14 protein-coding genes are annotated in these 12,944 nt (G+C 34.4%); 12 read left to right on the top strand and 2 right to left on the bottom strand.

Features of this window, described 5'->3' with window-relative positions:
* The first annotated feature begins 43 nt into the window (after window positions 1–43).
* The 4 genes from T367_RS0109560 (at window position 44) to T367_RS0109545 (ending at window position 2,872) form a co-directional block, all read left to right on the top strand.
* Entirely contained in the window at window positions 44–592 is a 549-nt protein-coding gene (locus T367_RS0109560; protein WP_027419643.1) for a hypothetical protein, read from the top strand.
* Window positions 593–695: 103 nt separating this feature from the next.
* The gene (locus tag T367_RS0109555) at window positions 696–1,211 is read left to right on the top strand and encodes a hypothetical protein (RefSeq protein ID WP_027419642.1); all 516 of its coding nucleotides are present in this window, start codon (window positions 696–698) and stop codon (window positions 1,209–1,211) included.
* 77 nt (window positions 1,212–1,288) lie between these two features.
* On the top strand, window positions 1,289–1,810 hold the full coding sequence (locus T367_RS0109550; protein ID WP_027419641.1) for a hypothetical protein: 522 nt from the start codon (window positions 1,289–1,291) through the stop codon (window positions 1,808–1,810).
* Window positions 1,811–1,906: 96 nt separating this feature from the next.
* Entirely contained in the window at window positions 1,907–2,872 is a 966-nt protein-coding gene (locus tag T367_RS0109545; RefSeq protein WP_027419640.1) for a tRNA dihydrouridine synthase, read from the top strand.
* Between the two features lie 13 nt (window positions 2,873–2,885).
* Here the strand turns inward: T367_RS0109545 and T367_RS0109540 are convergent, their stop codons facing one another.
* Window positions 2,886–4,298: a cytochrome P450 gene (locus tag T367_RS0109540; protein ID WP_027419639.1), complete on the bottom strand. Its 1,413-nt coding sequence runs from the start codon at window positions 4,296–4,298 to the stop codon at window positions 2,886–2,888.
* Between the two features lie 162 nt (window positions 4,299–4,460).
* Between T367_RS0109540 and T367_RS0109535 the strand changes: the two genes are divergently transcribed.
* The 6 genes from T367_RS0109535 (at window position 4,461) to T367_RS0109505 (ending at window position 10,084) form a co-directional block, all read left to right on the top strand.
* A complete protein-coding gene (locus T367_RS0109535) occupies window positions 4,461–4,883 on the top strand; it encodes a hypothetical protein (protein ID WP_027419638.1) in 423 nt (140 codons plus the stop codon).
* Between the two features lie 24 nt (window positions 4,884–4,907).
* On the top strand, window positions 4,908–5,978 hold the full coding sequence (locus T367_RS0109530) for a YARHG domain-containing protein (RefSeq protein ID WP_027419637.1): 1,071 nt from the start codon (window positions 4,908–4,910) through the stop codon (window positions 5,976–5,978).
* Between the two features lie 18 nt (window positions 5,979–5,996).
* Window positions 5,997–6,815 carry an AraC family transcriptional regulator gene (locus T367_RS0109525; protein WP_027419636.1) on the top strand — a complete coding sequence of 273 codons (819 nt, stop codon included), beginning with the start codon at window positions 5,997–5,999 and terminating at the stop codon, window positions 6,813–6,815.
* Window positions 6,816–6,948: 133 nt separating this feature from the next.
* The gene (gene chrA / locus T367_RS0109515) at window positions 6,949–8,058 is read left to right on the top strand and encodes a chromate efflux transporter (RefSeq protein ID WP_027419635.1); all 1,110 of its coding nucleotides are present in this window, start codon (window positions 6,949–6,951) and stop codon (window positions 8,056–8,058) included.
* Between the two features lie 128 nt (window positions 8,059–8,186).
* Window positions 8,187–9,563, top strand: coding sequence for an aldehyde dehydrogenase (locus T367_RS0109510; RefSeq protein ID WP_027419634.1), 1,377 nt, complete (start codon window positions 8,187–8,189; stop codon window positions 9,561–9,563).
* 41 nt (window positions 9,564–9,604) lie between these two features.
* The gene (locus tag T367_RS0109505; protein WP_027419633.1) at window positions 9,605–10,084 is read left to right on the top strand and encodes a hypothetical protein; all 480 of its coding nucleotides are present in this window, start codon (window positions 9,605–9,607) and stop codon (window positions 10,082–10,084) included.
* 19 nt (window positions 10,085–10,103) lie between these two features.
* Here the strand turns inward: T367_RS0109505 and T367_RS0109500 are convergent, their stop codons facing one another.
* Complete coding sequence (locus T367_RS0109500) at window positions 10,104–11,045, bottom strand: hypothetical protein (RefSeq protein ID WP_027419632.1); 942 nt, start codon at window positions 11,043–11,045, stop codon at window positions 10,104–10,106.
* Between the two features lie 341 nt (window positions 11,046–11,386).
* Here T367_RS0109500 and T367_RS0109495 point away from each other — a divergent pair, with 341 nt between their 5' ends.
* Both T367_RS0109495 and T367_RS0109490 read left to right on the top strand, forming a co-directional pair.
* On the top strand, window positions 11,387–12,142 hold the full coding sequence (locus T367_RS0109495; RefSeq protein WP_027419631.1) for an acyl-[acyl-carrier-protein] thioesterase: 756 nt from the start codon (window positions 11,387–11,389) through the stop codon (window positions 12,140–12,142).
* Window position 12,143: 1 nt separating this feature from the next.
* Window positions 12,144–12,941, top strand: coding sequence for a DUF1853 family protein (locus T367_RS0109490; RefSeq protein WP_051568473.1), 798 nt, complete (start codon window positions 12,144–12,146; stop codon window positions 12,939–12,941).
* The last annotated feature ends 3 nt before the right edge of the window (window positions 12,942–12,944 follow it).

Below are 12,944 nucleotides of genomic sequence, written 5' to 3'. Positions count from 1 at the left end.
ACGCCGCAGTTGACGTGTAATTATTAAATGTATTATTTATGATATGACAAATATTAATTGGAATACAACAGAACTTAAATTGGATCGACTAAATGTCAAATTCGATTATGACGGCATTACAAATCGTTTGAGAATAGGAGGAATTAATAAATTGAGAATAATAGCAATTTATGTTGGAATTCCACTTTTTTTATTGATAATTACTGGTGGAATAGGCATTTTTAATTTAACAAATGGAATGGCTGATTTTAAAGTGCTTCTCATTGTCGCTGCCATGTTACTTGCGAGTATTTATGGTTTTTTCACAGTAAGAAGGTTGATTGAATCGAATAAAAATTCATCTATTTTAAGTCGTGGTATCATACAAATAAAAGGTGATGATATCATTGAATTAAAAAGTCATTACATTGATAAGTTTGATTTTGAAATTGATTCGGCTGAAAAACAAGGTTTTCATGGCATCATCAAAGTGTATTCACATAACTCAGAAGAATATAAGATTTTAGGTCTGATGTCCGACGATGGCAGATTACTACGAGATGATTTAGCATACCTTGTCAAATTCTTTAATCAACTTGTTTTAAGTCAATAGATATAAAACATCATAAGCAACAGAATTTAGTACTCAATCACAATAAAAACGACCCAAATTATTATCTTTAGGATTCAAATTATTCAATATTAAGCTAAAATCAATGATGAAAACAGGATTAAGTAAAGACTTTGAAAATAACTTATTGGCTAAAATTGATGAGCTGTCTTCAAGTCGAAAGGCTATCGCAAAAGATCCGAATAGTCAGATTTGTGTTTATCTTCAAGCTACCAGTCTAAATGGATTTAACTATTTAGAATTTACATTTATTAGTCCAATTCTATTGAAGACTATGGGAGGGTGTAAATTGACATTCAAAACAAAGGACAATGAGTATGTACTTAAATCCGAATCAGACATCATTGAAACTGATTATGCAACCGCTAGTAAAATAGGAATTACAATCGTTGATACAGATTTCGATGAAGAATTTGATGCTTTTATCAAAGCCAATATTGTCGAAGAAATCATTATTAATTGCAAAGTAGGACAAATCTTTAAAAAAGCAGTTTCGGTTAATTATACTGAAATCGACATGAGTGCTTTTAGGACTTCTATGGTGCCAATTGAAACAATTTCTACTGGCGAAATTTCTACCCCTGGTGGAGCAATACTTTAATTTTGTTTTGATTATACGTTTAATATTGTTTAAGCATTAGCAAACAATAATTTTCTTCTATTCAACGTTTTAATACTATGAAAGTATTAGAATATTTACCTCTATTTTTATTTTGTCTTATCGTATCAACACAAAGCGCTTGCACCAAGTATGACGAAGGGGCTCCAAGTTTAAAATCGAAAAAAAATAGGTTAGCGCAAAAATGGAAAGTTGATCAAGCTTTGGTTGTATTTGATGACACCTCAAATTATGAATTAGATGTCACACCAGAATGGCTCAACGGTTCAATTGAATTTACGAAGGATGGGGGATACGAAATGAATCAATTTATATATGAGGATCCAACTGTAACTGATCCAACAGCTGTCTTCAAGGTTGAAACGAAAGGTGATTGGGAATTTTTCGGAAAGAAAAAGCAAATCTATACGAACGAACATGTTGTAGAAATAAAAGTTGAAGACAATACTATTCTGGAAGAATATGATATTGAGCGAAGAGTATGGTATATTGTCAAATTGCAAAAAGATGAACTTTATGTAAAGTATTACACGCCGGGAAACGATATCCAACATTATGAATTTCAATTGTCACCATTCTAAAATCGTTGTGACCATTTTGAGTTAATTCAATCTTCATTTCTTACTTTTAAACTGGCATCAATCAATTATTCTATCTTTGCGCAACTAAACAATAAGATGGCTGCCACATTACTTTCATCACCTTTACAAGGTTTTACTGATTTCAGATTCCGCAACGCGCTCAATCATTTTTTTGGTGGAATAGATACTTTTTACGCACCTTATATTCGATTGAATGGTAAAATGGTGATCAAACCAGCTTATCAACGCGATTTAGCACTCGAAAATAATACAACCTTAGAGGTCATTCCACAGGTGATTACCAACGATCCTGATGAATTTCTTTTCGTTGCCAAATATGTTCAAAGTCTTGGGTATAAAGAACTGAATTGGAACCTTGGTTGCCCTTATCCTATGGTGACAAAGTCAGGAATGGGCTCGGGTCTAATTTGTAATCCCTCTCGAATTGATGAGGTTTTGGATAAAGCCCATAAAGAGACTGATATCCTTGTCTCCATGAAAATGAGAATGGGATATGAAAATGCTGAAGAAATTCTAGATGCCTTTCCTATTTTAGATCAATATCCATTGAAAAACATCGCCATTCATGCGCGAATAGGCAAACAATTATACAAAGGGGCTGTGAATTTGGATGCTTTTGAAAAATGTATCAGCAGCACCAAACATAAACTCTATTATAACGGTGATATTACGAGTGTAGAAGCGTTTCGAGCGATTCAAGAACGATTCCCAAGTATCGATCATTTTATGATTGGGAGAGGTTTAATTGCTGATCCTTTTCTGCCGAGTATGATCAAAAATAATACGACAGTGTATCCCGAAAATCGTTGGGCTATTTTTTCTGAATTTCATGATACGATCTATCGACAATATGATGAGTTTTTATCAGGACCAACTCCAATAAAGATGAAAATGCAAGGTTTTTGGGAATATTTTTCACAATCAACTTCCAATCCGCAAAAAACATTTAAAGCGATCAAAAAGGCTTCGAATCCTACTAAATATCAGCATGCCGTTCGAGAAATTATTAATTCAGAAACACGCATCCAACTCGGCCTTTAATACAAACGCGCTTTTAGATTCGTTGCAGATTAACTTTTAAATGTTTTGGGTACATTGTGAATGCAAATTGTTCGATGATCTCTTTAGGATCAACAGCTAAGGAGAAATCAAATTGTTTGCAAATGGCCGAAATAGTAATCGTCATTTCATGCATGGCTAAATTCTTTCCTGGACAAAAACGCGGTCCACCACCAAACGCTTTAATTGTTTCTGGATTGTGATTTTCATGCATCGGGCATCCTCCTCGAATCCATCTTTCTGGAATAAATGAATCTGTATTAGAAAAATTTGCCTCAGTTGTTTGTGCAATTTTTGTTTGCAACATCATGACCATGCCTTTAGGAATCAAGAAATTATTAATCGTCACATCTGAAATGGCTTCCATATATAAATTAGGGGAGACTGGCTTCATTCGAATGGCTTCTTGTGCCACTGCATTGGCATATTTTAATTGGGTTAAGTCTTTATCCGTTGAAGGAGTTAATTGATCTGCATAAACCGCGTTAGCTTCCGAACGAACTTTTGATACAATTTCTGGATTTTGTGCCAAATAATAAATAGCCCATGCAATCGAATTCGAGGTGGTATCCTCACCAGCCAGCAGCATTGAGAATACATTACCAAATATTTCTTTGTCCGAGAATTTATCAGCTATTTCTTGCTCCACCAGCAAAGCCTCTAAAAAATTACTAGGATTTTCTTTCCTGTTCGAATCGTTTGCCAAACGGGTTTTCGCCTCATCAATAAATTTATAAATGATTGTTTCAATCGATTTGAGTGCTGCATCCAATTTTTTATCCTTCGAACGCTTAATCCAGCGCCAAGTTGGAAGAGGAGCAGTAATTCGTTCGTTGATCATGGGAAATATATGTTCTAAATCTCGTTGAAATTGATCCGACTTATTATTGATCGTATCCATTTCATACCCAAAAGCAATCGCAGTAGTAATATCGACAGTATATTTCATCAATTCCTTCTGTACATCTAAAGTCTCTTTTTGGTCAGCAAAACCAATCCATTTTTTGATTAGATTTTCTGTTTTTTGAGCGATAATTGGATAAAAAGACCGAACATTCTTCAAATTTAACGCTTCAGAGGTCGGTTTTCGATGTTTTTCCCAAACTTTACCTTCCGCATTAAAAACCCCAAGAATACCCATTTCTTCAAGAATTTCAGTGATTTTATTAAATCGCCTAAAAACTTCTGGACGCATCCTTAAAATCTGTTCATTCATTTCGTGATTCGCAGAGACAATAAATGGTTTTCCAACAAAGTTAATTTTGAATAGATCGCCGCATTCTTCCACCCAACGTTCAAGCACCAAATGTTTACTCTCCGTATTAAATTGTGGTAAATGTCCAAGAATTAGATGTCCTTTTGGACTGGGGAGCTCAGAAATTTTTGTATAGGTCATGTTCTTTTCCATAATCCGTATTAATGGTTAGCTAAAAATACACAAAACTCTCATTTACTGCACTCCAGATTTATTTTTTAAGATGATATTTAATCGACCCCCCAAGTAACAATGGCAGAATATTAGGCTTAAAGGGAAGTTGTTTTAAATGCTGAAGTTGTATCTTCGTATCCAATGGAGCAAAGAGATATCATCAAAGATCAAATAGAGCAATTAGGAAAAGTACTGGGCAAAATGCTATCAGATTTTCTAAAACTCAAGTCTATAGGCAAAGGGAGTGAAGGTATAATTGTCTCGAATGAGCAATTAAAATCTGAATTGGACCTGTCAATCCATGATTTGATTACTTTGTCTAAACCGGCTCTGAAAAAATACTTAGAAGACCGTCGATTGGCAAGTGGTCATTTTGAAACGCTAGCCAAATATCTCAAGGAAATAGGAGAGGACGCTGCTGGCAATGATAAGCCAAAGGCAATGCTTTATTTCACAAAATCAATCGAATTACTAGATTTGGAAGATGAAATTACGGAAGTTTTGTCCTATGATCGACTACAATTAAAATTAGAAATAGAAGCGTTAATTGAAGGGCTTAGTTAATCCAATCAATCTTAAAATAAGCATATGAAATACATCTTCCTATTATTTAGTCTTGCATTAGGAACTTATTCTTTTGCAAATGATGGCGTTTTTTACGCGAAAGGAAATCAATTAATTCCCATTTTCGAAACTGAAATAGCCGTTCAAAAAGAGATTCTTACACTAAAAAAAGTCCGTAATCAAATGATTGAAGTCACGGTCTATTACGAGTTTTTTAATCCTGGTGAAGAGAAAATACTGACAGTTGGTTTTGAAGCCATTTCACCAACAGGAGATGTTGATGGTGCTATGAAGAACGGTAAACATCCATTCATGCATGATTTTACAGTGCAATCTAATGATGAAATTTTAAGCTACGATATTGCTTATGTTAGTGATGAACTTTACGCAGAAAATGGAGCAATAAAATCAATTGATTTTGATAAGTTTAAAGGAAGTACAGATGGGAATTATGTGGAGTTTTATTATGTCTATCATTTTCAAATGAAATTTAAAAAAGGACTAAATAAGGTGAAGCATACCTATAATTATAATGTTTCAGGCGGTATCTGTTATAATTATAATTTCGAATATGTTTTAACTGCTGCAAATAGATGGGGGAATAAACAAATTGATGATTTTACATTGATTATTGACAATGGTGAATTCGAAACATTTACAATTGCTCAAACCTTCTTTTCAGATAAAAACGATTGGTTAATCAATGGAATAGGTAAGTCAAAAAACGTGTTAATATTAGATGAAAAAGAAACCCGATTTCACATCCAAAAAGGAACTTTGATCTTCCAGAAGAAGAACTTTAAACCAAGTGGAGAATTGTTCGTTACATCATCTTATTGCAATTGGGAAGAAGAGAAGACGAAAGATTTACCCTTTTCTTATTATTATCAGCATCGAATTCCAGAACCGACTACTGATTTTGAAAAAAGAGCATTGAGAAACTTGCCTTTTGCACGTCGTGGGTATGTTTTTAAGAACCCTGAATTGCAAAAATATTTTGAAAAAATGGATTGGTATATACCGAATGAGCATTATTTTCCTGATGTCAATCAACTCACAAAAGTTGAACAGGAGTGGGTTAAAAAATACAGTTGAATCAATCAAAGGGTATAAATGAAATCACCACTCGAAATAAAGGATAAAACAAAGCAGACTGAGGGACTCAAAATTGCACCATTCAGACAACATATCCGTAAAACTGTTCCACATAAACACAATAATTATTTTGAAATAATTTATTTGACTGCTGGAAGTGGTGAGCATACTATAGATACTAAAGCTTATGAAATAAAGCCTCCAATAATTTTTAATATTCGCAAAGAACAGGTCCATTTCTGGGACATCAAAACAAAACCTGAAGGTTTTGTTTTGATCATTAAAAAATCTTTTATTGAAGGAACATTAGATCAAGATATCAAACGACTCATAGCTGAATTGAGCGCATATACTTGCTTGTTTCCAAAAGACAATACCGCAGTCGAAATCTTTCATTTATTATTGAGCGAAAATCAAAGAGATCAAGGTTCGAATAAGCCCGTTATTGAAGGACTCCTAAAGGCATTATTGGGGAAATTACGCGAAGCTGCAACGGCCGATTCTAATAAATTAGGAACCAACTCGATCTATCAAAAATTTATAGAATTACTCAGTAAAGAGAATAAATTGACCAATAAAGTGATGTATTATGCTGAAATATTAAATACAACACCACAAAATTTAAATGCTATTTGTAGGAAAGAGGGCGGGAGTTCTGCATCAGAAACCATAGCGGAACATATTATTCGTGATGCGAAACGATTGCTCTCGTATACAGATTTCACAGTGAGCGAAATATCAACCAGACTTGAATTTAAGGACCATTCACATTTTACAAAATATTTCAAACGACAAGTCGGTGAGACTCCTATTGGATATCGGAAGAGTAATAGTTAAGACCATTCTTTTTTCAAATAGACCATTTATTTAGCTGATTGTTGTATAATTTTGTGCAAAAAATAATTCAACCTCTGAAATGGTTAATTTTTTAGAAAAAACAGCAAAATAGAATTTAAACAGTTCATTAATCATGGGTAAAAACTTAAAAGAAGTCGCTTTACTTTTTTTCAAATTGGGAAGTATAGCATTCGGTGGTCCAGCTGCGCACATTGCAATGATGGAGGACGAGGTGGTCAAAAAAAGAAAGTGGATGACACATCAGCATTTTCTAGATTTAGTTGGTGCTACCAACTTAATTCCAGGACCGAATTCGACCGAAATGACCATGCATTGTGGGCATGAGCGAGCAGGTTGGAAAGGTTTGATTGTAGCAGGAGCTTGTTTTGTTTTTCCTGCAGTTGTTATTACAATGGTTTTAGCTTGGCTATATGAGAAATATGGCGAGTTACCGGCAGTTGAACCTTTTATTTATGGTATCAAACCAGCTGTTATCGCGATTATTTTAGGAGCGGTTTACCGACTGGGTAAAAAAGCATTAAAGAATGTCGAATTGGGCATTTTAGGTGCATTAACTTTATTTGCATGTTTATTGGGCGTACATGAGATTATCGCCTTATTTTCTTGTGGAATTTTGGGCTTGATTTGGTATTTCATCAAACAAAAAAAAGGGAGTTTAAATAGTTTTACACCGCTGATATTATTGAATTTAACGGTCTCAGTTAGCAGTTTAAAAACACTATGGATCTTCTTTAAAGTAGGAGCATTGTTATATGGAAGTGGTTATGTACTCTTTGCCTATTTAGATGCAGAACTTGTTGCAACGGGCTTATTAACCCGGCAAGAATTGATTGATGCGGTGGCCATAGGACAGTTTACTCCAGGTCCTGTTTTATCTACAGCGACCTTCATTGGTTGGCAATTAAATGGATTTTGGGGCGCATTGGCTGCGACTATTGGCATTTTCTTACCCTCATTTATTTTCGTCGCAATCCTAAATCCATTGATTCCAAAAATGCGAAAATCTAAAACAATAGGCGCTTTTTTAGACGCTGTCAACATTGCAGCGGTGGCCGTTATAATTGCGGTTTGTATAGAAATGGGGAAAGATACTTTGACGGATTGGCGTACTATTTTAATCGCTGTTGCTAGTATTGTTGCCGTATTTGTCTTCAAGAAAATGAACAGTGCATTTATTGTGATTGGTGGTGCTTTATTAGGTTTTTGTTTGACAATGTTTTAAGTCAATAAGATCATTTGTTTCCTCTATTTATCTTTATAGAATAGCTTAGAAAGCTTACCTTTGACAGTACCCTAAACGCGTTCGTATTTATTCGTTCGCTTGAAAAAGTACCCCATAAATCAAAGGAAATGAAAGAAACAGACGAAAAGAGTATCATTCAACTTCATACCAAGCAACGCCAATTTTTTGCAACCCACCAAACAAAGGACATTCCTTTTCGTTTGAAACAATTGCAAAAATTAAAAAAGGTCATTCTTCAAAATAAAGAAGAAATTGAGAAAGCTTTATGGCAAGATTTGCATAAGTCGTCGGAAGAGGCATATATCACTGAGACGAGTATTGTATTGGGGGAAATCGACTATCACATTAAACATTTAAAAAAATGGGCACGACCGGAAAGAGTTTCAACTCCACTTCAGTTAATGCCCTCTAAAAGTAGAATAATAAGTGAGCCTTTAGGTGTTGTCTTAATTGTGGCACCGTGGAATTATCCCTTTCAATTATTAATGAATCCTTTGGTTGGCGCAATTTCTGCAGGTTGCTGTAGTATTTTAAAACCTTCACCTGATACGCCAACTATCGCTAAATTGATGGAGAAGATGATCGCTGAAAACTTCGATGAGCAGTATGTTTCATTGGTTCAGGGTGGTAGAGACACCAATACCAGATTATTTGCCCAGCATTTTGATATTATGTTCTTCACAGGCAGTCCAACAGTTGGGAAAGTCGTGATGAAAGCAGCAGCCGAATTTTTGACACCTGTAATTTTAGAATTGGGTGGTAAAAGTCCTTGTATTGTGGATGCAGATGCCAACCTTGAAGTTGCAGCGAAACGCATTGTTTGGGGCAAGTTAATCAATGCTGGACAAACTTGTATTGCGCCAGATTATTTATTTGCACACAGCTCCATAAAAGACCAACTGATTCAAGAAATCAAGAAGCAAATTGTTTTAATGTATGGTGAGAATATAAAAGAAAGTCGTTTCTATCCGCGTATTGTTAACGACCGCGCTTTTGAACGATTGATCGGCTTATTACATGAAGGCGAAATAGTATTAGGTGGGGAATTTGATGCCGAAGAAAGGTTCATAACGCCAACTATTATTGATCATGTTTCTCCACATTTTAAAGTCATGCAAGGTGAGATTTTCGGACCTATTCTTCCTGTTATGACTTTTGACAAGATTGAAGAACCAATAAATTATATCAATTCGCACGAAAAACCGTTGGCTTTCTATTATTTTGGGAAGAATGATAACGCTAAAAATGTGCTGTATAAAACAACCTCCGGAGGTGCATGTGTCAATGATACATTAATGCATATTGGGAATCATAAATTGCCTTTTGGAGGTGTTGGTAATAGTGGCATGGGTAAATACCACGGTAAGGGAAGTTTTTCGGCTTTCAGTAACCAAAGAGGGGTCGTTATAACACCAACTTGGATTGATCTACCTTTAAAGTATGTGCCGTTCAAATATTTTAAACTCTTGAATAAAATTCTTTAATTTAGCTTGAAACTTATATTGTTTAAATTTTAAATAGAAAAATGAAGCATTCCATCATCTATATTTTAGGACTCTTATTATTTAGTTGTACTGACGGATCTGAAAAAAATGTCCCAATTGAAGAGGAGTTACAGAGTCAAATTATCGTCGAAGTAATAGATTCGGCTGTGAAGGAGGATGTAGCAGTAATTGAAGAAAATAAAGGCGAGAAAATTGAAAACTTCTCTTCGCAATTGCATCCCGAAAAATCAGATTGGTATGCCGATGAAATATATACGGATACTTTAAAAATGATAGAATTTAATACTGATTATGACTATTCTTTTTTGGTATTTAAAAATAGAAAAGGAGTCGAAGTTACTATTCATGCCAATGAAGAATCTGATCCTTTTGTTCCGACGGAGGTTTATTTGGTGAAATGGAAAATTGGTCAATATGCTGAGGCTGGAGAAGGAGATGCTCCTTATTATAAAGAAAAACTGGTCGAATTATTCCTTTTAGATATGCCGGAATTTGAGTGAATTTAGTTTGAATCTATTATTAATGTCGGTTGTCACAATTGATATAAATACTGTGTGATTCTTTTTCTATAGAATGAATTCCAGAACATCCAAAAGAGTGAGACATAAATCCTAAAATCATAGGTGGGTTATCTTTAAATAATTGCCCCGCAAATTGATAGACGTAGGGGCCGTAATCTGGATGAATTCCATTTAATGGTGATGGAGAACCTCCCTCAGAGCCTCTAAAATAAAATTCGGTTATTATTTCATTCGATTTGACGATAGCAATATGTCTACCATTTAAATTTCCGTTTAGCCCAATATTTTGTAAATAAATGGTCATATCGTCCAATTCGAATTGATAGGTCTCCATAGGTATACATTTTTCTACATATTTAATTTCGTTCATTAAAGTGGTTTCAGTAGGGAATTTATTATTGTCAATTTTCTTCCATTTGATGGCTTCCATTTTTCCTCGCGTGAATGGATTGGTCTTTCCAATGGCCACTAAAACATGTGTATAATAAGGCTTAAAACCAGTCAAATATTTCGGGTTTATTTTAAAACCTATTCTGTAATCGCGTTGCGAAAGATACTGGTAATCGACACTCGAATAGTGGCTCAGCACTGCAGCTAATTCTAATCCTCTCACATAAAAACGAAGCAATTTATCTTGCGCATAATCATAGACATAAACGACATCATTTTCAGATATGTTTAAAGCATTCAAACAGCGTTTTCGATAAATTCCTTTCAACTTGAATGAGTTGGGTGCTGGACCTTCTTCAGGACGGATGATGTCAGTCGGAACAGCCGAAGAATCTTCGTGATCACTGAGTCGATATTGGTCGGATAAAGAAATAAGATGATGCACCTTTCCGCCATTATATTCTTCATGCCATTCCAAATTATAGACAATAGGATCTTGGGCAATTAGATTGATCGAACCAAATAAAACGAAGAACAAAACAAATTTCATAAGTATTATTTTTTAATAAAGGTAGAGTTCCAAATGCAAAGTGAAAGCATCTTCAATCCGCTAAAAGAAAAAGGATTATTATTCGTTCTGGTTGAGTTATAAATTGTAAAAAAAAAATGGTCAAGTCGAAAGATATTTTTATAATTTTTGAATCGTTTGGTGAAATTGCCTTTTTGCTTTAAGTGAGAAAAATAGGACATTTGAGACTGAAGAATTTAAGTCATTAATAAAAGATAAATTTTATCACTTTAAATAAATAAAATCCGCCTTTAACTGTAACTTTATAGGGTTAGATAGAAAGAGTGAAAATTTAAATAAAGTAAACAATTAGGGGAAGGATCATGAAAAATTATTTCGACAAAGAATACGAATTAAGGTATTTCGAAATGAATGAATTTGGAGTAGCTTCACCAACCAGTATGTTGACACTTTTAGAAGAGACAGCAGCCGAACATTGTTCTTCAATCGGCCATAGTTTATATCAATTGGCAGAAGAGAATAAAGGTTGGGTTTTGGTTTCAGGGATGATGCAAATGGATCGATATCCAAAGTACAAGGAAAAGATTACAATTCGAACCTGGTTATCTGACTATTCCTTAATTAAAGGCACACGAGAGAATTTGATATATGATGAGGATAAAAATATCATCGGAAGGGCGAAAGGGATGTGGGCATTTTTTGATATAGAAAAACGACGGCCGATTGCATTAATCGATGAGATTATTGAAAAATGGGGGAGTTGTGAAGAGGTTTCTTTAGAGGCTAATATTGCGAAAAAAATTAAAGCGGTTGAATCTCCCGATTACCAATTAAAATTCAAAATAAATCGATTCGACACGGATATCATCAAACACCTGAACAATATTCGTTACCTGCAATGGTTGATAGAAACAATTCCTTTAGCTATTACTGATAGCTATTATTTGATTTCAATAGATGGGAGATTTATTGCCGAAGCACATTATGGTCAAACCATCCTATTATTAACCAAAACGATTACTGACGGGGATGATATTTCTTACCTGCATACAATGAAAATTGAAGAGACAGGGAAAGTCTGTGCGACCGCTAAAACAGTGTGGAGGGAAATCGATTAAAATGGAGAATAAGTCACGGATAGCATCTGTTTTAAAAGCGCATAATTTGGATAGTTCTATAACAGGCATAAGGACATTTAATTTGTCGTCGTTAAAGCTGCCATCTTTATTGTCATTTGAATTACCAACGAATTTAAGGTTAGGGCATTTAGTAGAAAAAGTGGTAGGAGAATTAATCAAGTCATCCACAAATTTTAGAATATTGTATGAAAATATTCAGTTAATAGAAGATAAAAAAACGATAGGTGAAATTGATTTTATAATTAAAGATCTAGCCTCAAATCAGGTAATACATTTGGAATTGGCATATAAGTTTTACTTATTCGATCCGATTATTTCTTCTGATGTTATCAATAACTGGATTGGTCCCAATAGAAATGATTCGTTAATTGAGAAATTAACTAAATTAAAACGCAAACAGTTTCCATTATTGTACGATCCAAACGCCCGTTCGAGATTCGATCAGATTGAAATAGATGAAGTTCAGCAATCACTTTGTTTATTGGTTTCATTGTTCGTTCCATTCGAATTTAAAGGCCGGTTTAGTCCCGTTTATGAAAAAGCGATAAAAGGTTATTATTTAGATTTTGAAACATTCAAAAGATTAGATAATTCAAACAAAACATATCATATTCCGTCTAAAAAAAAATGGGGAATCTCACCCGACGAAAACGAAAATTGGACCAATTTTGATGGTGTAGAAACTTGGTTAATCACTTGTATGGAAGAACTGCAAGCACCGCTTTGTTGGCAAAAAGACAACGACGTTTATTCCGAGTTTATTATTGTTTGGTGGTAGCGC

Origin of the sequence: Crocinitomix catalasitica ATCC 23190 (genome assembly GCF_000621625.1) — a bacterium.
In the GTDB taxonomy this organism is placed as follows: Bacteria; Bacteroidota; Bacteroidia; order Flavobacteriales_D; family Crocinitomicaceae; genus Crocinitomix; species Crocinitomix catalasitica.
Note: the sequence above shows the minus strand (reverse complement) of the source record. Positions and strands in the feature narration are given on the sequence as shown.

Excerpts from the sequence above, each read along its gene's own strand:
- T367_RS0109560 (WP_027419643.1), top strand. The coding sequence starts at position 44 with ATGACAAATATTAATTGGAATACAACAGAACTTAAATTGGATCGACTA.
- T367_RS0109555 (WP_027419642.1), top strand. The coding sequence starts at position 696 with ATGATGAAAACAGGATTAAGTAAAGACTTTGAAAATAACTTATTGGCT.
- T367_RS0109550 (WP_027419641.1), top strand. The coding sequence starts at position 1,289 with ATGAAAGTATTAGAATATTTACCTCTATTTTTATTTTGTCTTATCGTA.
- T367_RS0109545 (WP_027419640.1), top strand. The coding sequence starts at position 1,907 with ATGGCTGCCACATTACTTTCATCACCTTTACAAGGTTTTACTGATTTC.
- T367_RS0109540 (WP_027419639.1), bottom strand. The coding sequence starts at position 4,298 with ATGGAAAAGAACATGACCTATACAAAAATTTCTGAGCTCCCCAGTCCA.
- T367_RS0109535 (WP_027419638.1), top strand. The coding sequence starts at position 4,461 with ATGGAGCAAAGAGATATCATCAAAGATCAAATAGAGCAATTAGGAAAA.
- T367_RS0109530 (WP_027419637.1), top strand. The coding sequence starts at position 4,908 with ATGAAATACATCTTCCTATTATTTAGTCTTGCATTAGGAACTTATTCT.
- T367_RS0109525 (WP_027419636.1), top strand. The coding sequence starts at position 5,997 with ATGAAATCACCACTCGAAATAAAGGATAAAACAAAGCAGACTGAGGGA.
- chrA (WP_027419635.1), top strand. The coding sequence starts at position 6,949 with ATGGGTAAAAACTTAAAAGAAGTCGCTTTACTTTTTTTCAAATTGGGA.
- T367_RS0109510 (WP_027419634.1), top strand. The coding sequence starts at position 8,187 with ATGAAAGAAACAGACGAAAAGAGTATCATTCAACTTCATACCAAGCAA.
- T367_RS0109505 (WP_027419633.1), top strand. The coding sequence starts at position 9,605 with ATGAAGCATTCCATCATCTATATTTTAGGACTCTTATTATTTAGTTGT.
- T367_RS0109500 (WP_027419632.1), bottom strand. The coding sequence starts at position 11,045 with ATGAAATTTGTTTTGTTCTTCGTTTTATTTGGTTCGATCAATCTAATT.
- T367_RS0109495 (WP_027419631.1), top strand. The coding sequence starts at position 11,387 with ATGAAAAATTATTTCGACAAAGAATACGAATTAAGGTATTTCGAAATG.
- T367_RS0109490 (WP_051568473.1), top strand. The coding sequence starts at position 12,144 with ATGGAGAATAAGTCACGGATAGCATCTGTTTTAAAAGCGCATAATTTG.